This window comes from Rhizobium viscosum (genome assembly GCF_014873945.1).
Classification (GTDB): domain Bacteria; phylum Pseudomonadota; class Alphaproteobacteria; order Rhizobiales; family Rhizobiaceae; genus Rhizobium; species Rhizobium viscosum.
Map to the genome: position 1 here is coordinate 3,370,580 of NZ_JADBEC010000001.1, position 19,735 is coordinate 3,390,314.

18 protein-coding genes are annotated in these 19,735 nt (G+C 59.7%); 8 read left to right on the top strand and 10 right to left on the bottom strand.

From position 1 onward, the window contains the following. Positions 1-37: 37 nt before the first annotated feature. Together H4W29_RS16535 and H4W29_RS16540 are read right to left on the bottom strand one after the other, a co-directional pair. Positions 38-994: a DMT family transporter gene (locus H4W29_RS16535; RefSeq protein ID WP_192729866.1), complete on the bottom strand. Its 957-nt coding sequence runs from the start codon at positions 992-994 to the stop codon at positions 38-40. Position 995: 1 nt separating this feature from the next. Continuing rightward, a complete protein-coding gene (locus H4W29_RS16540) occupies positions 996-1,940 on the bottom strand; it encodes an alpha/beta fold hydrolase (RefSeq protein ID WP_192729867.1) in 945 nt (314 codons plus the stop codon). 170 nt (positions 1,941-2,110) lie between these two features. On the opposite strand from H4W29_RS16540, the gene H4W29_RS16545 reads away from it, so the two are divergent. The 4 genes from H4W29_RS16545 (at position 2,111) to metF (ending at position 6,693) form a co-directional block, all read left to right on the top strand. After that, complete coding sequence (locus H4W29_RS16545) at positions 2,111-2,848, top strand: ribonuclease T2 family protein (protein WP_192729868.1); 738 nt, start codon at positions 2,111-2,113, stop codon at positions 2,846-2,848. Between the two features lie 108 nt (positions 2,849-2,956). Continuing rightward, positions 2,957-4,606, top strand: coding sequence for an energy-dependent translational throttle protein EttA (ettA, locus tag H4W29_RS16550; RefSeq protein WP_192729869.1), 1,650 nt, complete (start codon positions 2,957-2,959; stop codon positions 4,604-4,606). Positions 4,607-4,764: 158 nt separating this feature from the next. Then, on the top strand, positions 4,765-5,790 hold the full coding sequence (locus H4W29_RS16555) for an ArsR/SmtB family transcription factor (protein WP_192729870.1): 1,026 nt from the start codon (positions 4,765-4,767) through the stop codon (positions 5,788-5,790). Continuing rightward, complete coding sequence (metF, locus tag H4W29_RS16560; RefSeq protein WP_192729871.1) at positions 5,791-6,693, top strand: methylenetetrahydrofolate reductase [NAD(P)H]; 903 nt, start codon at positions 5,791-5,793, stop codon at positions 6,691-6,693. It abuts the gene before it with no gap. A gap of 429 nt (positions 6,694-7,122) precedes the next feature. Here metF and H4W29_RS16565 read toward each other — a convergent pair whose 3' ends face one another. From H4W29_RS16565 to H4W29_RS16585, 5 genes are all read right to left on the bottom strand, one after another. After that, the gene (locus H4W29_RS16565) at positions 7,123-8,028 is read right to left on the bottom strand and encodes a DMT family transporter (protein ID WP_192729872.1); all 906 of its coding nucleotides are present in this window, start codon (positions 8,026-8,028) and stop codon (positions 7,123-7,125) included. 95 nt (positions 8,029-8,123) lie between these two features. Next, positions 8,124-9,350 (bottom strand): lytic murein transglycosylase, encoded by a 1,227-nt coding sequence (locus H4W29_RS16570; protein ID WP_192729873.1) that lies wholly within the window; start codon positions 9,348-9,350, stop codon positions 8,124-8,126. 83 nt (positions 9,351-9,433) lie between these two features. Beyond that, positions 9,434-10,231 carry a glycoside hydrolase family 25 protein gene (locus H4W29_RS16575; protein ID WP_192729874.1) on the bottom strand — a complete coding sequence of 266 codons (798 nt, stop codon included), beginning with the start codon at positions 10,229-10,231 and terminating at the stop codon, positions 9,434-9,436. Between the two features lie 120 nt (positions 10,232-10,351). Beyond that, positions 10,352-11,005 (bottom strand): class I SAM-dependent methyltransferase, encoded by a 654-nt coding sequence (locus H4W29_RS16580; RefSeq protein ID WP_210332316.1) that lies wholly within the window; start codon positions 11,003-11,005, stop codon positions 10,352-10,354. A gap of 14 nt (positions 11,006-11,019) precedes the next feature. Beyond that, positions 11,020-12,264, bottom strand: a complete 1,245-nt coding sequence (locus tag H4W29_RS16585; protein WP_192729876.1) for a BtaA family protein — start codon at positions 12,262-12,264, stop codon at positions 11,020-11,022. A 196-nt stretch (positions 12,265-12,460) separates the two neighbouring features. Here H4W29_RS16585 and H4W29_RS16590 point away from each other — a divergent pair, with 196 nt between their 5' ends. Continuing rightward, on the top strand, positions 12,461-13,852 hold the full coding sequence (locus H4W29_RS16590; RefSeq protein WP_192729877.1) for a serine hydrolase domain-containing protein: 1,392 nt from the start codon (positions 12,461-12,463) through the stop codon (positions 13,850-13,852). Between the two features lie 39 nt (positions 13,853-13,891). Here the strand turns inward: H4W29_RS16590 and H4W29_RS16595 are convergent, their stop codons facing one another. The 3 genes from H4W29_RS16595 to H4W29_RS16605 form a co-directional block, all read right to left on the bottom strand. Next, positions 13,892-14,860, bottom strand: a complete 969-nt coding sequence (locus tag H4W29_RS16595) for a lytic transglycosylase domain-containing protein (RefSeq protein ID WP_192729878.1) — start codon at positions 14,858-14,860, stop codon at positions 13,892-13,894. Between the two features lie 115 nt (positions 14,861-14,975). Further along, positions 14,976-15,611, bottom strand: coding sequence for a LysE family translocator (locus H4W29_RS16600; RefSeq protein ID WP_192729879.1), 636 nt, complete (start codon positions 15,609-15,611; stop codon positions 14,976-14,978). Between the two features lie 57 nt (positions 15,612-15,668). Then, positions 15,669-16,880 (bottom strand): pyrophosphate--fructose-6-phosphate 1-phosphotransferase, encoded by a 1,212-nt coding sequence (locus H4W29_RS16605; protein WP_192729880.1) that lies wholly within the window; start codon positions 16,878-16,880, stop codon positions 15,669-15,671. A gap of 428 nt (positions 16,881-17,308) precedes the next feature. On the opposite strand from H4W29_RS16605, the gene H4W29_RS16610 reads away from it, so the two are divergent. The 3 genes from H4W29_RS16610 (at position 17,309) to H4W29_RS16620 (ending at position 19,655) form a co-directional block, all read left to right on the top strand. Beyond that, positions 17,309-18,016 carry a J domain-containing protein gene (locus H4W29_RS16610; protein ID WP_192729881.1) on the top strand — a complete coding sequence of 236 codons (708 nt, stop codon included), beginning with the start codon at positions 17,309-17,311 and terminating at the stop codon, positions 18,014-18,016. Further along, a complete protein-coding gene (locus H4W29_RS16615; protein WP_192729882.1) occupies positions 18,013-18,774 on the top strand; it encodes an N-acetylmuramoyl-L-alanine amidase in 762 nt (253 codons plus the stop codon). Before H4W29_RS16610 ends, H4W29_RS16615 begins: the two co-directional genes overlap by 4 nt. Positions 18,775-19,037: 263 nt before the next feature. Beyond that, on the top strand, positions 19,038-19,655 hold the full coding sequence (locus H4W29_RS16620) for a lytic transglycosylase domain-containing protein (RefSeq protein WP_192729883.1): 618 nt from the start codon (positions 19,038-19,040) through the stop codon (positions 19,653-19,655). Positions 19,656-19,735 lie beyond the last annotated feature (80 nt).

The following is a 19,735-nucleotide window of genomic DNA, read 5'->3' on the forward strand; positions in this document are numbered from 1 at the left end:
CAGTTTCCTCCCGGGTTGCTCCCATCGGTATCGGATTTCAGGGCGCCCGCGTTGCCTCAGATGTATCGGATACGGGTTTGGAAGCAAAGCGGCGCTCGCGCCAGATGATGTAGAGGCCGGACGCGATGACGATGAGGATGCCGAGCCATTTCAGCGCGTCCGGGAAATCGGCGAAGACCAGCCAGGCAAAGACGGTGGCCGAGACGATTTCCAGATATTGCAGCGGCGCAAGCGTGGAGGCCGGGGCGGCGCGATAGGCGTAAGCCGCGAGAATGCCTGTTATCGCTGCGGCAATGCCAGTACCCAGCAGGTAGCCGAAGGCGGGAAGGTCGGGCATGGTCGTGTCGACGATGTCGGAGCCGCTGCCATAGCCGAAGAACAGGATGACGGCGCAGAAGAAGATGCCCCAGAGGCCGGTCTGGAACTGCATGGCCCAGGGATCTTCCCGATGCGACAACACGCGCGTCATGAGCGCGAAGACGGCGATGCAGAAGGCGCTGACGACGGGCAGCAGGGCGATATAGCCGACCTCTTCGAAGCTTGGCTGGATGATCAGCATCGCGCCCAGGAAGCCGACGGCGCACGCGCTGTAGCGCCGCCAGCCGATCGTCTCTTTCAGAAAGATGCTTCCGAGGATTGTCAGGATGATCGGCTCGACGAAGAAGATGGCGATCGCATCGGCGACCGCCATGACCTTCAGCGTTGTGACGAAGCAGATCATCGAGATGGTGACCATCGCGCCGCGGATCGCATGATACCAGCTCTGCTTCAGCGAGAATTGGATCCTGGCGCCGCGCAGGAAGATGAAAGGCAGCATGGTGAGCGACTGGATGACGAAACGGAAACCGGCGACCTCCGTCGAGGAGATCGTTGTCGTTGCGAGCTTCGAGAAGATGTCGATCAGCGGCGAGATCAGCACCGAGAGCAGCATGAAAAGCAAGCCGAATGTCACCTCGGATGAGGCGGGATGGCGGGAATAGCTCAGGCTCGTCATCTCAGGTCCTTTCGCTCGGGACCGTGCGGATTGCCTCGTCGCACCAATCGGCGAAATCCGCAATTGCCGTTTCCGCGCCGATCTCGTTCAGCGTTTCATGCCGCATGTCCTGATATATCTCAGTGCTGATACGGGAGAAGCCTCGGCTTTTCAAACGCTTTGACAACCAGAGCACGGCTTTTCCATTTTCGGTTGCCGGGTCCTTGCCGCCGCCGACCAGATGGATCGGCATGTTCTTCGGCAGGGTCTCGAGCCGCTCCTTCTCGATGCCGCGGAAGGTCAGGGCGAAGACATCGAGCCAGAGCGATACCGAAGCATCGAAGCCGCAAAGCGGATCGGCAATATAGGCGTCGACCTCGGTCGGGTCGCGCGACAGCCAGTCGAATTCCGTGCGGTGATCGGGAATGGATTTGCCCCAGGCGGAAAATGTCAGCCGCGGCAGCATGTCGCTCGGCACGTCCGAGCCTTTCAGCATGCGCTCGGCAAGCAGGATCGCCTGGGCAGTGCGGCCGGAAAGACCGACGGCGAAATTCGAATTCCAGACGGCGAGGGCGGCGAAACGGCCAGGGAGGTCTGCTACGGCATTGAGTGCGATCAGGCCGCCCATGGAGTGACCGAAGAGAATGACGGGCAGGCCGGGGTGACGGCCCGTGGCAAAGGTGTGCATGACGGCGATATCGCTGACGACGCGCTCGATGCCATCTCGCCTCGCGAAGCGGCCGAGCGGCGCATCGGGTGCGGTCGTCTCGCCATGGCCGCGATGGTCATGCGCATAGCAATGATAGCCCCTTGCCGCCATCGCCGCAGCAAAGCGCTGGTAACGGCGGGAATGTTCGGCAAGCCCATGCGAAATCATCAGGATAGCCCGTGCTTGCCCCTTGGCAGGCTGGTGATGATAGGCAAGCGAAGCCGCGGCGTTTTGAAGCCGCAATGTCTCGGAAAACATGCATTCCTCCCACGCCCAAAAGACCAGATATCAAGGCGAATGCAATATTGCGGTTTCGCTCATACATAAGAAAAGCATGCTTGCCCCTGCGATTCAGGGTTGCGCGAACTTCGGCTTCGTGCTTGTTTGTTCCTGTATTGTTCTTTTTCGGGGCTATTTCGGGGCTAATAATGGGCAAGTTTCTACTCTCGGTTTCCATCCTGTTCCTTTCGCTGTCGTCAGTCGGTTCCGTGTCCGCACAGGAGAGCGGGCGCACGCGGTTCATCCTTGCGGCAAGCTGGCAGCCGGCATTCTGCCAGACCAACCAGAAGAAGGCCGAATGCGCCAGCCAGAGCGGCGACCGCTATGACGCCACCAACTTTTCTCTCCATGGTCTTTGGCCGATGCGGCAGAACTATTGCGACGTATCTGCAGACCAGAAAGCCGCCGACAAGGATGGCCAGTGGACGAGCCTGCCGGCGGTGAACCTCTCAGCCGAGACGAAGAGTGCGCTCGACAAGGCGATGCCCGGCACGCAATCGGGTCTCGAGCGGCATGAATGGATCAAGCACGGCACCTGCACGAAGATGAGTGCCGACGATTATTTCGCCACCGCCGTCCGTCTGATGGGCGATCTCAATGCTTCGGCCGTGCGCGATCTCTTTGCCGCCAATGTCGGCAAGACGCTGAAATCAGATGCGATCAAGGCGGCCTTCGACAAGAGTTTCGGCGCTGGCGCCAGCGACCGCGTGAAGATGAGCTGCCGGCGCGTCGGCAACAAGCGCGTTATCAGCGAACTGACGATCGGGCTTTCGCAGGATGCTGTTTCGGCGCAAGCGAAGGAGAAGGGCCTCGGCGGCCTCATCCAGGGAGCAGGGCAGACTTCCTTCGGCTGCGACGAAGGCATTGTGGATGCAGCCGGCTTCTGACGGAAACATGCCGAAATCCTGACGAAACAGGGTTTCGGCGTTGCTCCAGGGCGTGGTTTCGCCTACATAGCGGCCACGATTTCAAGTTTCCGCCCGGAGCATCCCAGCATGGCACGCCAGTTCATCTATCATATGTCCGGCCTCAACAAGGCCTACGGCAATAAGAAGATCCTCGAGAATATCCATCTTTCCTTCTATCCCGATGCCAAGATTGGTATCCTCGGTCCGAACGGCGCCGGTAAGTCCACCGTGCTGCGCATCATCGCCGGCCAGGACAAGGAATATACCGGCGAAGCCTGGCTCGCCGAGGGCGCGACGGTCGGCTACTTGGAACAGGAACCGAAACTCGATCCCAACAAGACAGTGTTCGAGAACGTCATGGAAGGTGTTGCCTCCAAGACGGCAATCGTCGATCGCTACAACGAACTGATGATGAACTATTCCGACGAGACGGCGGAAGAGGGCGCGAAACTTCAGGATATCATCGACAGCCAGAACCTCTGGGATCTGGAAAGCCAGGTCGAGATGGCGATGGAAGCTTTGCGCTGCCCGCCGCGCGACGCCGAAGTCACCAGCCTTTCTGGTGGTGAACGTCGCCGTATTGCACTCTGCCGCCTGTTGCTCTCGCAGCCGGATCTGCTGCTGCTCGACGAACCGACCAACCATCTGGACGCCGAGACCATCGCCTGGCTCGAAAAGCATCTGCGCGACTATCCGGGCGCCGTGATGATGATCACCCACGACCGCTACTTCCTGGACAACGTCACCGGCTGGATCCTCGAACTCGACCGCGGTCGCGGCATTCCTTACGAAGGCAACTACTCGGCTTACCTTCAGGCGAAAGCCAAGCGCATGCTGCAGGAAAACCGCGAAGAGGCAGGCCGCCAGAAGGCGATCAGCCGCGAACAGGAATGGATTGCTTCCAGCCCGAAGGCTCGTCAGGCCAAGTCCAAGGCGCGTATCAAGTCCTACGAGCAGCTGGTGGAAGCCGCCGAGAAGCAGCGTCCCGGCGACGCGCAGATCATCATTCCGGTCAGCGAGCGTCTCGGCCAGGTGGTCATCGAGATGGAGGGCATCACCAAGGGCTTCGAGGGCCGCACGCTGATCAACGACCTGTCGATCAAGCTGCCGCCGGGTGGTATCGTTGGCATCATCGGCCCGAACGGCGCCGGCAAGACGACGCTGTTCAAGATGATCACCGGCCAGGAAAAGCCCGACAACGGTTCGATCCGCATCGGCGAGACCGTGCATCTCGGTTATGTCGATCAGAGCCGTGATGCTCTCGACGGCAACAAGACCGTCTGGGAGGAAATTTCCGGCGGTGCGGAAGTCATCAAGCTCGGCAAGTTCGACATGAACTCCCGCGCCTATTGCGGCGCCTTCAACTTCAAGGGCGGCGATCAGCAGCAGAAGGTCGGCAATCTCTCCGGTGGTCAGCGCAACCGCGTTCACCTAGCCAAGATGCTGAAGGCCGGTGGCAACGTTCTGCTGCTCGACGAACCGACCAACGACCTCGATACGGAAACGCTCGGCGCTCTGGAAAGCGCGCTGGAAGCATTTGCCGGCTGCGCCATCATCATCAGCCACGATCGCATGTTCCTCGACCGTCTGGCCACGCATATCCTCGCTTTCGAAGGCGAGGGTCATGTCGAATGGTTCGAAGGCAACTTCGAGGATTATGAGCAGGACAAAGTCCGCCGTCTCGGCCCAGACGCCCTCAACCCCGGCAGCCAGGCTCACAAGCGCCTGACACGCTGATTGATTTTTGACGCCTTTCGAAAGCCCCGGTGTCTGCCGGGGTTTTTTCATTTCTGATGGCGCGATTACCACAGGCAAGTTCGCAAATCGGGAAAATGCCGCTTGCCTCAGCTATCCAAATCACATAAAGATATCTTTATATCTTGATTGGGTAGGATATGAGCGAACCCCTAAGGCTTGGACTGGATGCGCTGGTGGACGTCTTGAAGGCGGCCGGCGAACCGACGCGCCTGCGGCTGCTGGCGCTGCTGGCGGCGGGCGATCTCACCGTAACAGATCTTACGGAAATTCTCGGCCAATCCCAGCCCCGTATCTCCCGGCATCTGAAGCTGCTTGGCGAGGCGGAATTGATAGATCGCTACCAGGAAGGCGCCTGGGCCTATTTCCGGCTGGCGCAGGAGGGCAAGGCCGCTGCACTCGTACGAGCCTTGCTGAAGCATGTCTCCGAAAACGATCCTGTCGTCCAGCGTGACGGCGAGCGTCTGGCTTCCGTCAAGCGCCAGCGTGCCGAGCGGGCGCAGGCCTATTTCAGCCGCAACGCCGCCGAATGGGACGAGCTTCGCCGTCTGCACGCCGCTGACGAAGAGGTGGACGCAGCCGTCATCAAGCTGCTCGGGGCCAACCCGATCGATTCCCTGCTCGACCTCGGCACCGGCACCGGGCGCATGCTGGAGCTTCTCGCCGGCCGCTATCGCCGGGCGATCGGCGTCGATGCCAGCCGCGACATGCTGAGCGTGGCGCGCGCCAATCTCGACAAGTCCCGCATCACCACCGCCTCTGTGCGCCACGCCGATATCCTGAACCTGCCTTTCGAAGGGCAGGATTTCGATCTGGTGACGATCCATCAGGTGCTGCATTTCTTCGATCAGCCTGACATCGCGATCACAGAAGCCGCGCGCATGCTGCGACCGGGCGGGCGTCTTGTTATCATCGATCTGGCGCCACACAATCTCGAATATCTTCGCGACGAACATGCCCATGTGCGTCTCGGCTTTTCGCATCAGGCCATGTCGGACTGGGTGCGCAAGGCTGGGCTCGATATAGAGCAGCTAGTCGACCTTCATCCGGGTCAGCAGGGCGAGAAGGGCCTCACGGTTACGGTCTGGCTCGCACGCGACCCGAGGCGCCTGATGGCTTCGCTGGAGAGCGAAGGCGCCGTACCTACATTTGCCGGGAGAGAATAAATGACCCAGAAAAACGACGCCCGCCGCCGCGATATCGCGATCTCCTTCGAGTTCTTTCCGCCGAAGTCCGAGGAGATGGAGGGCCAGCTCTGGAACACCGTCCGCGACCTGCAGGATTGGAACCCGGAATTCGTCTCGGTGACCTATGGCGCCGGTGGCACTACCAAAGCGCCGACGCTCTCCACGGTCACGCGCTTCCTCACCGACACGCCGCTTGCGACGGCGTCACACCTGACCTGCGTCAGCGCCACGAAGGAAGAGACGCATCAGGTGGTCGACAGCTTCCGCAAGGCCGGCATCACGCATTTCGTGGCGCTGCGCGGTGATGCGCCTGGCGGTGTCGGTGCGCCTTACCAGCCGCATCCGGGCGGGTATGCCAATGCAGCCGAACTCGTGGCCGGCCTCAAGCAGATCGGCGATTTCGAAATCTCCGTCTCGGCCTATCCGGAAAAGCACCCGGAAAGCCGCGACCAGGCGGCCGATATCGAGATGCTGAAGCGCAAGGCAGATAATGGCGCCGACCGCGCCCTGACACAGTTCTTCTTCGATAATGACAATTTCGAGCGTTATCTCGAAAAGGTGCGCGCCGCCGGCGTCAAGATCCCTGTCGTACCGGGCATCATGCCGATCCAGAACCTGACGCAGCTGAAGCGTTTTGCCGGCGCCTGCGGCACGGTCATCCCGGCCTTTCTCGACGAGCGCTTTGCCGGATATGACGACAAGCCGGAGGAGCGAGCCAAGGTTGCTGCCGACGTCGCTGCCGAGCAGATCGAGGATCTCGTCCGCCGCGGTCTCAACGAGTTCCATCTCTATACGATGAACCGTGCGCCGCTGGTTTCTGCCGTTCTCGCCAACCTCGGCCTTTCGCGACAGACGGCGAGAAGCGCCGGCGCTGCCGCCTGATCAGACAGATACCGTTATCAGCATATAGGAAAAGCGCATGCCGGGCGGGGCATGCGCTTTTCAATAGCTGGGGCTGATTGTTTCAGGAGTTCGGTATTTCAGTCTTTACGCTTCGCATCTGCTCAAATGAAGAGCATGGATACGACGAATGCGAACGCTGCACTGACCAACAGGACATTCAAGGATTGCGTAAGTCCCATGTCTGCCTCCTCGCGTTAACCGACTAATAATATGTCGGAAATGTGTTAGTTGGGAAGCGCTTCTTGTGCTGCACCGCCGAAGAGGGCAGTGGATAAGTCTGGGAACCATCCAGCAAGATACTGAAATATAATCAGAAAATTCCGCTCTCAAAATTTAACGCTTCGTTACAAACCGATAGCGGCGATTCACACTTTTGGCGGAAGAATGGCGCACTGCAGCATAATCATTTCAGGTTATCGCGCCAAAGCGGTGGTAGATACGGCCGTCCAGTATGACAAGTCCCGCGCCGATGAGCGCCATGCCGGCAATCTCGGTCACTTCCAGTCGCTCATCCAGGAATAGGAAGCCGAGCAGGATCGCGCTCGGCGGCACGAGCAGCGTCACCAGAGAGGCATTGGTCGCGCCCGCAGCGGCCAGGATGCGGAAGTAGAGAATATAACCGAAGGCGGTCGACAGCAGGGCGATCGCCAGAATGGCGGCGATGGTATTGGCCGAAGGGATGGCGAGTGCCCAGGGATGGTCCATGACGAGCGACAGCGGCAGGGCAACGAGCGAGGATGCCGTCATCTGGCCGGCAGCGATGACGGGCGGCGCCACGCCCTTGAAGCGCTTGCTGTAAGTGGCGGCAAAGCCATAGGAGACCGCTGCGATCACCGGCAGGAGCAAAGCCCATAACGGAAGATCGCTGCGAGCCGTAACGCTGGGGCCGATCAGTACGACCGTGCCGAGAAGGCCGGTAAGGCAGCCGATGATCTTCGCCGAGGAGAGCTTCTCGTCCGACGTCAGGTAATTGGCGATCAGCACCGTCCAGATCGGCGTCGTGGCATTGAGAATGGAGGCAAGGCCGGCGCCGATGCGCGTCTGGCCGAAGAAGATCAGCGCATGGGGCAGGGCGTTGTTGAGGATGCCGAGAATGAGGAATTCGCGCCACCCGCTCTTTAAGAGTGGGTAGATGCCGAAGCGTCCGCCGATGTAGATATGCAGCGCTATGGCTGCGATGGAGAGGCGTAGGAAGACGAGGGTGAGTGGCGGCACCTCCACAACAGCGATGCGTGCAAAGAAGAAGGAGCCGCCCCAGATCAGACCGAGCAGGGCAAGAAGCCCCCAGGTCAAAGCATTCATTTTCTGTTCCACGCCGATCCCTCCCATTTGCTGGCAGGTTTACCCGATCGGCGGGAAGCCGCCACCCGATTCAGGAAGCAGGGTGGCAAAAGGGCAAATGTGGCGTCTCAGAGCGCGTTGAGCAGGGCGGGAGTAGCCCAACCATCCGCCGGCATACCCAGGCGCTGCTGTTCCTTCTGGATCGCAACACGGGTGCCGGAGCCGAGGATGCCGTCGATCTCGCCGACGTCATGGCCGAGCGAATCGAGCTTCGTCTGCAACTGTTTCATCTCGTCGTTGGAGAGGCCCTGCTCAGGCGTGCCCTTCTGATAGGTCGGCGCACCGGAGAGACGGGTCGCGAAATAAGCGGCAGAGGTCGTGTAGATGAACGACTTGTTCCATTCCAGATAGATCTTGAAATTGGGATAGGCGATGAAGGCCGGTCCAAGGCGGCCCTGCGGCAGCACGAGATCGCCTTCGAGATTGGCAAAGGCGGTGTTGCCGTCGCGCGGCTTGACGCCGAGGTTGAACCATTCGCCTGCCGTCATCGTGCCACCGAGGCCCGACTTTTCCCAAGGCAGGTTATCCGGCAGGGTGACTTCCTGCAGCCAGGGCTGGCCGCGCTCGAAGCCGAGATGCTGGATGAACTTGGCGGCCGTCAGGATCGCGTCTGGGCCGCTCTGCTTGAGGCGAACATGGCCGTCACCGTCGCCGTCCATGCCATAGGCGATGATATCGCGCGGCAGCATCTGCACCTGACCGATTTCGCCGGCCCAGGCGCCTGTATTGGTCTGCGGGTCGAGGTCACCGTGCTGCACCATTTCGACGAGGGCGATCAGCTGTGGGCGGAAAAGCTCCGGGCGGCGGCAATCATGAGAGAGCGTCACCAGTGCGTTGCGCGTGTTGAAATCGCCCTGCACGGCGCCGAAATCCGTTTCCATCGCCCAGAAGGCGGTGATGATGCCAGCGGGAACACCGAATTCCTGCTCGGCGCGGGCAAAAACATCGGCATATTGCTTCATCTTCTGGCGGCCGATGTCGAGGCGGGCCTGGCTGACTGTGCGTTGCGAGAACTCGAGGAAGGTCTGGCGGAAGACACCCTGAGCGCGGTCGCGGCTCAGAACCTTGGGATCGATCTGAGCGCCGGCGAACGCCTCGTCTGCTGCTTCGGCGCTGGCGCCGGCTGCAATCGCGTCCTTCTTGACGCCTTCAAGGAAGGCGGAGAGATCGCCGCCGCAGGGTGCTGCCGGGGCCGAAGCTGCCGCATCCGGAGCCTGTTGGGCGGCGGCGCCCGTTGCTAGGACGCAGGCAAACAGAAGGGCAAGTGCAGGGCGGCCTTTAAGCGAGCGGTGCATGAAACGATCCTCGTAAAATCACATAGAATGCCGCCGATTTCACAGACGAATGTGACGGAAGCAAGAAAGATTAGGGCACGTTACTAAGAATTTCTATCCTTGGAAACGTCAGCCACCCAGTTGTTCCAGTTTTTCGCGGAGCCGGCGAAGACATTGATGTCGGTCGGCCCTTTGATGCCCGGAATGACGCCTGTCGACGTATATTGCCAGAAGGCCCAGCGACGGTCGGCATAGGTCACTTCGGGGTGTTTGGCGGTCGAGCGGACCCAGAAGTGATAATCCTGGAAATAGCCGTCGAGATTTTCGCGGTGGAAATCGACAGAGGTGTAGATGATCGGCCGCTTGCCGTAATAGGCCTCCAGGCGATCCATGAAGCGCTGCATTTCAGAACGCACCGTGGCCGGGTCGGGGCGGAAGCGACAGGTCTTCGATTCTGCATTCCACTCGACATCCAGCACCGGCGGCAGACGCATGGATTCCCTGGGAACGTTGCGGATGAACCAGTCGGCCTGGTCGTCGGCGGAGGAGCAGAAATAATAGAAGTGATAGGGCGCGTGCGGAATGCCTGACGCGGCTGCCTCGCGCCAGTATTCGTCAAAGCGCGGATCGATGCGGTCCTTGCCTTCCGTCGCCTTGATGAAGGCAAAGGCAACGCCGGATTTGCGTACCGTCTGCCAGTCGATATCACCCTGCCATTTGGAAATGTCGATGCCGTGGACCGCGTTTTGCTGTGGGCGCTTGGGCCCGAAATCCTGGGGATCGGTATCCTTGAAGCTGGTTTTCGGCTTTATGGAAGCAGTTTCGAGATAATCGTAACCCGTGGAGCTGCAACCGGCGAGCAGCAGGGCAAGCGGCAGGACGCAAAACAGAAGCCGACGCATGAATGTTCCGTCGTGATGATGGATCTGCCCCACAGCCTGACCTTTGAAAACACGCGCCCAGCAGAGGGTATAACCCTCTTTTCTAATATCAACGTAAAAAAATGGTTATTTACAAGCGAATTATGAGCGCTTGCTGATAATCGCCGCCCGCCAGGCGTAGCCGCCGCCGATCGTCTCGAACGACAGTCGGGCGTTATTTTCAGCGGCTTGTGCCTCCAGAACCTCGCGCAGATTGGCGCGGGGCGTGACATGGAATTTGGCGAGCCAGGCCTGCAGCAGCCTGCGGAACCAGGCGGGCAGGCCTTCCTGCTGGCCGAAATCGACGATGTGGAGCTGGCCGCCGGGATTGAGTGCGGCAATTGACGCATCCACCGCGCGTTCCCAATCCGGGATCATCGACAGTGCGTAAGAAATCAGAATGCGGTCGAAACCGACGGCGCCGAATTCGCGTGGCGTATAGGCCGTGGCATCCGCCACCCGAAAATCCGGGATCGTCGTCTTGGTGGCGAAGGTCTTGCGCGCGGAAATCAGCATTTCCTGGGAAATGTCGAGACCGTAGAGCTTGGCTGTCGGGAAATACTTGTGGGCAAGCGCCATGTTGCGGCCGGTGCCGCAGCCGACTTCGAGCAGCGTGCCGCCCTCGGGAACGTCGAGATTGCGGATCGTGCGGTCGCGGCCGAGAAGATAATATTTGCGGGTGAGATCATAGAAATGGCGCTGGTAGCGGTACATGCCGTCCATAAGGTCAGCATGTTCCTCGCTCTTGACGGTCATCTCGTCGACTTTGCTCACGCCTTCTTCCCGTAGATATGGAAGCCGCCGTAGATTGCCGAGCGGTCCTGGGTGGTCATCTCACGCGATTGTTCTTCGAAATAGTGCCACTGGTCGCGGATTGCAGGGGCGAGGCGGCCTTCGATGATGCTCTTTTCGGCGGCTGTGCGGAAGATCACGCGGGCGCCTTCGCGGGCGGTGCGGGTGATTTCGCGCCAGACATCGTTGAGCTGCTGGTCTGTCATCCAGTCCTGCGCGTCGAGCAGGATGTAGCGGTCGCGCGATGCCGCCGGTTCATTGGCCAGAAGCTCGGTGAAGCTTGCATGGTGAACGTTGACGCGGTCGACATTGGCCCGGATCACTTCATAGTGCTCAGGCTTCAGATAGGTCGGCAGCGGGCCTTCTTCGCCATCGGCGTAGCGGCGTGCGAAGGCCTGCCAAGCGAAGTAGTTGTCGCGCATCGGGAAATGGCATGCCAGCTTTTCCAGACGGTGCTTCAGAACCGGCGCGATGGAATTGTCGGCGGCAAGGCTTGCTAGCTCATCATATTGCTGCGGCGGAATGCCAAGACCGAAAAGCGAGCTCTTGCGGTTGGTAATCCAGCGAACGACGGGCTTTTCGAAGAGAGGGGCGATCTGATCCTCGAAGAATTGGCGCTGCTCGCGGATCGTGCGGGCCTTGGTCATTTCCTGCAGCTTCACGCCATGCAGGCGGGCAAGAAGATGAGCGGCGCCGATGAAGCGGCCGAGCAGGCCGGTTTCATAAATGTTGCGGTCGAAGACCGTGACGCGCCGGCGGCCGAACTTGCGAGTGTTCCAGTAGGCGCGGGTCGTCTCATCGAGATTGGACGACAGGTAGCGGTCGAAAACCCGGCTGTTCGATTTCTCGTTCGGCATGGCCAGGAAGCGCACGAGATCCGAATGGCCCGGCAGGTTCTTGAAGGCGGCAAGCTTCAGCCTGTTCAGCGCGATGTGGTGCGGATTAAGATCTACCACGTCGATCGAGGCCGGTGCCTTGGAAAGATAAGCCAGCATGTTGCAGCCGCCAGAACCTATCGTGACGATACGGTGATTGGGCTTCAGCTCCATCGCCTGCATGTCGAGATCCGGGTCTTCCCAGATCTGCGGATAGACGAGGCCGGAGAAGAGAAGGCCGAAGAGACGCTCGGAGAAGCCGTCCTTGGAAAAAGCCTTGTGGCGGAGAAGCGCTGCCTTGAGTTTCCGGTTCTTGCGGAAGCCGGTATCCGGTGCAAATTCCGACATGAGTCTGTCACCTTTTTAGCGTTCAGGGCGTGTAACGCGCCTCTGCTACAGTTTGATGACGAGCCCTGTGGGCAAAGTCTTCGACGAAACTCGGCGATGACTTCCGCGAAATTTGAAGCCAATTGAAGCACTTCTTTTCGCTTCGCTCTTTTCGTGAGCCAAGTTTCCTGCTTCTCTCCGTCTCGTGGAGGATTGCATGCGAGTTGTTCCGCGTATCTTCAAGGGCTTGGCCCTGCTCGTCATTCTCGTCGCCATAGGCGCAGCCGCGTGGCTCTCCATAGCTCCGCCGGAGCTCCTGAAGGTGGGCAATGGCTATGCTGCCAAGATCGTCTGCTCCAATGTCTTCATCGCTGGGCGTGATCCCGACACAGTTCTCCATGACGATGTCCAGGCGCCTGGAAACCCGCTGCTCAGGCTAATGCGGGTCGAGATCGATCACGACAGCGGGCGGGTGACCTCGCGTTTCATGGGTCTGTTTGCGCCGAGCTATGCGCTTTATCGCGGCGCCCTCGGCTGCGCGAGTGTGCCCGATGGCGATTTCGATGCGGCTGCAAAGGCTGCGCCTCTGGTGCCGGCGGCGCAGGCGGGTGAAAATGACGCGGTCTGGCCGGATGGCGAGAGCGTCGATCCGGCGACCGGCAATGCCAAGGTTGCAGACCTCCTGGCCGATGCCAAGCTTGCCGGGCCCGCCATGCGGGCGATGGTCGTCGTGCAGGATGGCCGCATCATTGCCGAAAGCTACGGGCCGGGCTTCAACGCCGATACGCCGCTGGTCGGCTGGTCGATGACGAAGACCGTCAATGCTGCGCTGATCGGCCGGCTGATGCTGTCAGGCAAGATCTCTTTCGACGACACGCATCTGCTGCCGCAATGGGCGCATGATCCACGCCGCGACATCAAGCTCTCCGACCTGCTCGGCATGGAAAGCGGGCTTGCTTTCAACGAGGATTACGGCGCTGTCGCCGATGTGACGCGCATGCTCTACCTCGACCCCGACATGGTTTCTCTGCCGGCAGGTGCGCCACTGGTGGCTGCACCGGGCACGAATTTCCATTATTCCAGCGGTACGGCTATGCTTCTGTCGCGCATCTGGATGGATAAGGTCGGCGACCCGCAGGCGGCCTTCGATTATCCCCGTGATGCGCTGTTTTCTCCGCTCGGCATGACGAGCGCAGTCTTCGAAGCCGACGAGCGCGGTACGTTTACCGGCAGTTCCTATCTCTATGCCACGGCGCATGACTGGGTGCGCTTCGGACAGTTCCTGCTGCAGGACGGCGTGTGGAACGGGCAGAGACTTTTGCCGGAAGGCTTTGTTGCGATGATGCGCACGCCGACGGCAAGTTCGGGCGGCCAGTATACGCAAGGCCAGGCCTGGCTTGCGGGGCCGGGCGGCGGGACGAGCGCGGAGTTCGGTCTGCCGCCGGATACGTTCTGGCTGCAGGGGCATGACGGCCAGACGGTGGCAATCGTTCCTTCGGCCAATCTTGTCTTCGTCCGCATGGGGCTGACACCGAGTTGGCTGCGCTACAGGCCGCAGATCGTGCTGAAGGAAATTCTCAATACGCTTCAGTCGGCGAAAGCCGGCTGAGGACGTCACTGATGATGGTCTATATCGGTAATTGGACTATCAGTAATTGCCTTGGGCGATATCGGTCATGCCCTTGCGCTTAGCGTCATAATAGTAACCGCGGGCATAGAGACGAACGGCGTCGTCTTCCTTCTTGTCGGCCACCTGCCAGGCGCCCTGCAGGTACTTGCCTGCATATTTGATATTGGTTTCGGCGTCGAAGAGGCCGGCCGGATTGCCGTCGTAACCCATCGATTTTGCGGTGTTGTACTTGATCTGCATGAGACCGAAGTAGCCGCGCTTGTTATAGGCTTTGGAATTATACCGGCTCTCGCGATGAACGACGCGGTGGAGCAGCGATTCCGGAATTTCGTAAAGCTTCGAGTATTTGCTGATGAGCTTGCTGACGAAGCTCTTTTCGACGGTCGGCGCATCGTCGCTGTCGTCATCGCTAAACATCGGCGGGGCGGCCGGCGGATCGATCGGACCGGACTCGTCGAAGCCGTAGTCCATGGTGAAGCGCGGCGTGGTATCGACGGCGGCGAGCGCTGCGAGCGCGCCGTTCTGCGGTGTCGTGGCAGCAAAAGCAAGCTGCGTAGAGGGGCTCGCGGGCGAGCCCGGACGCGGCGTCGGAACAACGGACTGGATCGCCGTCATTTCGGGCGTCAGCGGAATAGGAGCATAGCCGTTGACAGCAACCTGCTGGACACCGCCCTGCATGGCGAAATCACCGGCCTGCTGCTGCACGGGCGAGACGACATTCGGCATGGCGGCTGCGGTGAGAACAGGTGCGGCGGTTGCTGCCTGGGGATTGAGAGTCGCGACGGCCGGGCCGTTTGCGCCTTCAGCGGTTGGGATAGCAGCCAGCGTTGCATCTTCACCCGGCTTCGGTATGGGAATCACGGTCTGTGCGGCGGTCAGTTCCGCCTGAGAGGTATATTCGACGCTCGCGCATCCGGAAATGACGCCGCAGAGCATGGTAGAGACCACGACACTGCGTTTCAGGCCGGAAAATCCGATCGCTACCATTCTCTCACTTTCGTGAATTTCGCCGCCCCAGCAGCGTCTTAAAAGTTATCAAATACCTTAAGCCCGGGGATAGCCATTAACCTATTCGTGGCTTTCCAGCAACCACGGAATATTACTAGGCTGCAATACGGCGATAGCCGGCAGTTACGGCGCCTGCTGCGATGAGCAGGGTGCCCCCGGTGCGGTTGACCGCGCGCTGCACGTTGGCCTTGCGAATCAGGCCGCGGGCGGCATGAGCGGCGAGCGCGTAGCAGGAGGCGTTGATGGTGGCGAGCACGAGGAAGGTCGCTTCCATGATCAGCATCTGATCGAAGAAGGGAAGGGCAGGGTTGAGGAACTGGGGCACGAAGGCGACGAAGAAGACGATGCTCTTCGGGTTCAGCGCCGTCACCGCATAGGCATGCAGGAAGATCCGCAGCGACTTTTCTTCCGGCAGGTTATCGTTGTCAGCGATGTGTTCGCCGACGATCGGTGCCCGCCAGAGCTTGATTCCCAGCCAGATCAGGTAGGCGCCGCCGATCCACTTCAGCACGGTAAATAGCGTCGCGGATGCGGCGAGCAGTGCGCCCAGTCCGAAAAGCGACGCCGTCATGGCCGTGAAATCGCCGAGCGCCACGCCCGAAACGGTCGCCAGCGCCGTTTTCCGGCCATGACCAAGCGCATAGGAAACAACCAGAAGAATGGTCGGTCCCGGTATGGCGAGCATGATGGCGGATGCGGCTGCAAAAGCGAACCAAGCTTCAAGCGACATGGAATCTCCTCCTATTCCTAGAGAACAAGCAAAGACACCATATTAGCCATCCGTCAATCATGCCGCCCTGTATTTTTGCCCGATCTGGCTCATTACTTCACCAAACCATGCGGTCGAAAGATCAAATGGCTTGCCACCCTTGATGCGGGGAAATTCTATTGTGCGCAACTTGCCGTTCTGCGCTTCATCGTGGCCGGTTACGCCCGAAATCCTGTTGAGAGCGCTTTCGACAGCGAGGTCGACCATGCTCTGGATCAGGCGCAGATCTTCACCGTTTGCCGGTGCGGAGCGGGCGAAATAGCCGGATTTCTGGACGAGCGAGCGCTCGGCGTCGAGCAGGCTTGCGAACTGCTTCTGGAACCAGGCGCCGACATTGATCGTGTCGATCTTCACATGGCCGAAGGCATCGCGCTTGACTGTCTCGCCGGCAGCTTCGCGTTCTGCGACGATGGCATCGAGGCAGGCGCCTTCCGATACGAAGACCGTGGCATGGCCGGTGCGGTCCATAATCTCCTTCAGGCGGGCGGCTTCGGCATCAAGGTCGAAGGCCATTTCCGGCAGGTAGACGGCGTCGATGCTCTTCATACGCGCGTTCATCATCAGGCCATCGACATATTCATTGCCTTTGGTGCGCTGGAGATAGGCACGGGCGGTAGCGGCCGTCAGCCAGCCGCAGTGGCGGCCCATGACCTCGTGAATGACGAGTGTGCGCGGGGCCGCGGTCTGTTCGTTGCTGACATTGTCGAAGAAATGGGCGCCGACTTCGGCAGCCGTCCAGGCGCCGAGCGACTGGCGGATCGGCACGACGTCGTTGTCGACGGTTTTCGGCAGGCCGACGACCGTGAGGTCATAACCGTTTGCCGCGAGATAGGCGGCCAGATCCGCGGCTGTCGTGTTCGTGTCGTCGCCGCCGATCGTGTGCAGGATGGTGACGCCGTCATTGGCAAGACGTTCTGCTGCGACCCTGAGCGGGTTTTCGCCTTCCTTGACGAGACCGCGCTTCACGCAGTCGGCAGCATTGGTGAGCTTCACGCGGCTGTTGCCGATCGGCGAACCGCCATAACGGTGCAAGAGCGGCGCCTTCTCGCGCATTTCCTTGGTGATCGCGACGCTGTCGCCGAGCAGCACGCCCTGATAACCGGACTTATAGGCGATGAGCTCGATATCAGGTGCAACGTCGCTATAGCGCTCGATGAGGCCGCCGACGGCGGATGAGAGACAGGGCGCCAGGCCTCCGGCGGTCAGCATTGCGACTTTCTGTTTGGCCATAGATCCCTCCTTGGGCGCCCGATGCGCGACTGAGTGCAGCTTAAGTCACTTTGTTTTACGCATGTCGTTATCGCAAAACCGCTGCATGTTTTTGCGCGACATGCTTCTGGTAACGCATGGATGCGGCAGGGAAAGTGCCCTGTAAAGTAAAGAATTTACGAAAAACGCGCCTTTCTGCAGAGCAGGCGCCGGAAGCGGCGATATAATCGGTTCAAAGCCAGTTCCACCTATCCATAAGTGTTGTGGAAATCGTCGAGCGTTGTGCGAATACTGCAGGAAATGGCGGGCACAGCGGATGGTCGTGTTTGGGCGACCGTTACCGAATTGTGAAAACTGTTTTCGAACCTACGACCAATAGCCGCCTTGCAATGGCGACGATTATTTGGTCAAGGTGTTTCTTGAACTTGCTGCATTGCGAGAAGATGACGATGTCTTTCTGGGAAAAACTGGTGAATGCCATTGGCAATACCGCGGGCAATGCGCTCTCCGCGGTGGTCGAAGCTATTCGAACAGTTTTCGAAGGTGATCCGGAGACGCGCCGCAAGGTTGCCTTTTCCGTAGCCGTCATTGCGCTTTCCGCCAAGATGGCAAAAGCTGACGGTCTCGTCAGCGAAAAGGAAGTGCAGGCCTTCCGCGATATTTTCGAGTTTCCTCCGAGCGAGGCGAAGAATGTCGCGCGCCTCTATAATCTCGCCCGCCAGGACGTTGCCGGTTACGAGGCCTATGCAGCCAAGCTGTCCACGCTCTGCTCGACCTGCGCCGCCAATTGCCCGGTTCTGGAGGACGTGCTCGATGGTCTGTTCCATATCGCCAAGGCGGATGGGCTGATCCACGAGAAGGAAATGAATTTCCTGCGCCATATCGCCGAGATCTTTCAGATGAGCGAGGCCCGCTTCGATCAGATCGCTGCGCGTCACGTCTCCGATGGACGCGACCCTTACAAGGTTCTCGGGGTTTCGCCGGCAGATGATTTCCCGACGATCCGCCGCCACTACCATGTGCTCGTCAGCGAGCATCATCCGGATCGGCTGATCTCGCGAGGCGTGCCGGAAGAGTTTCATGCGATTGCCAATGAACGCATGGCAGCCCTGAACGACGCCTATGCGGCGATCGAAAAGGAACGCCGCGCTGCATGACCTCATTCGAGGCCGATTACAGCCAAGCGCGCGTCCAACCTTCGCCAAACCATGGCGAACGCGCTGACGGACGCAAGCCCGATATGATCCTGCTGCATTATACCGGCATGCCGAGCCCGGAAGGAGCACTCGAGTGGCTCTGTCGGGACGAAAGCCAGGTCTCCAGCCATTATTTCGTGCAGCCGGACGGCGAGGTCGTGCAACTCGTGCCGGAGAGCCGCCGTGCATGGCATGCGGGCAAGAGTTTCTGGCACGGCGAGACGGATATCAACTCACTGTCCATCGGCATCGAGATCGCCAATGCCGGCCATCCGGGCGGGCTTCCGGATTATCCGAAAGAGCAGATTGCGGCGGTGATCGAATTATGTCGCGATTGCGGCAATCGCTGGTCAATCGCGCCTGAAAGGGTGCTCGGTCACTCCGACGTCGCCCCTGTGCGCAAGGTCGATCCCGGCGAAAAATTCCCTTGGCGCGAGCTGTATAAGGCAGGTGTCGGCCACTGGGTGGAACCGGCCGCCATTACCGGCGGACGCTTCTTCCAGCGCGGTGACCGCGGGCAGCCGATCGAGGCGCTGCAATCCATGCTGTCGCTTTATGGCTACGGTACTGAGATCACAGGCGAATTCAGCGACAAGACGGCCGGTGACGTGGAAGCTTTCCAGCGGCATTTCCGTCCCGAACGGGTGGACGGGATCGCCGATTTCTCGACGATCGATACGCTGCATCGCCTGCTGTCGGCGCTGCCGCGATATTCCTGACCGTTCACAGTTTCCAACATTACCGATTTTCCATGTCCGGATGCGAAATTCGGACTGCCACATCATTTCCCTATTATCTCCTCATTGCGATGGTCTAAGGGCTTCCGCTAAGCGACGCCGATGGTTGTTCCCAAGCTAAATCGAAGGCGTCATGTGAAACGATAAGAATTGCTGCGAGGCCTGATCAGTTCTTGGTCAGGAATACATCATGACCGCGAGGCGCGCAGTCCGGTAATTCTTTGGGTCGGAGTGATCAAGACTACATGAGAAAAATGATTGTTGTTGCTGCAGCGTGCGTTGGCATGGTGCTGGCGGGAAATAGCTTTGCCTTTGCGAATGACTGGGGCGTACGGGCCGATGCACCCGTGAAGAAAGTGGAGCGTCCGCAGAAGACAGCGGAGCATATGAATAAGAAGGAACGCCCGCAGAGGACGGCGCAGCGTGTGCAGAAGAAAACGCAGCGTCCGCTGAAGACGGTCGAGCGCCAGAGTGGCTATCCCGTCGCCGACGTTTCCGGCAATTCTTATTCCGCACTGATCAGCAAATATGCCAATCAGTATGATGTGCCGGTGGCTCTTGCGACTGCCGTCATCCGTGTCGAAAGCAATTTCAATCCGATGGCTCGCGGCACCCACGGCGAGATCGGCCTGATGCAGATCAAGCCGGCGACGGCCCGCATGATGGGTTATTCCGGCGGTGCCAAGGGCCTGTTCGATCCGGAAACCAACATTAAGTACGGCATGAAGTACCTGGCGGCGGCCCATGATCTCGGTGGCGGGCAGACCTGCAATACCATCCTCAAGTACAATGCCGGTCACGGCGCGACGCGCATGAACCCGGTCTCTAAGTCCTATTGCGGCAAGGTTCTTGCGATGCTCTGAACCGGAGGCGTTTTTCTCCGACAAGAGCTTGATGCCTCAGAGCGATTGCCATGCTATCGCTACCTCCAAAAGAGGTGAGA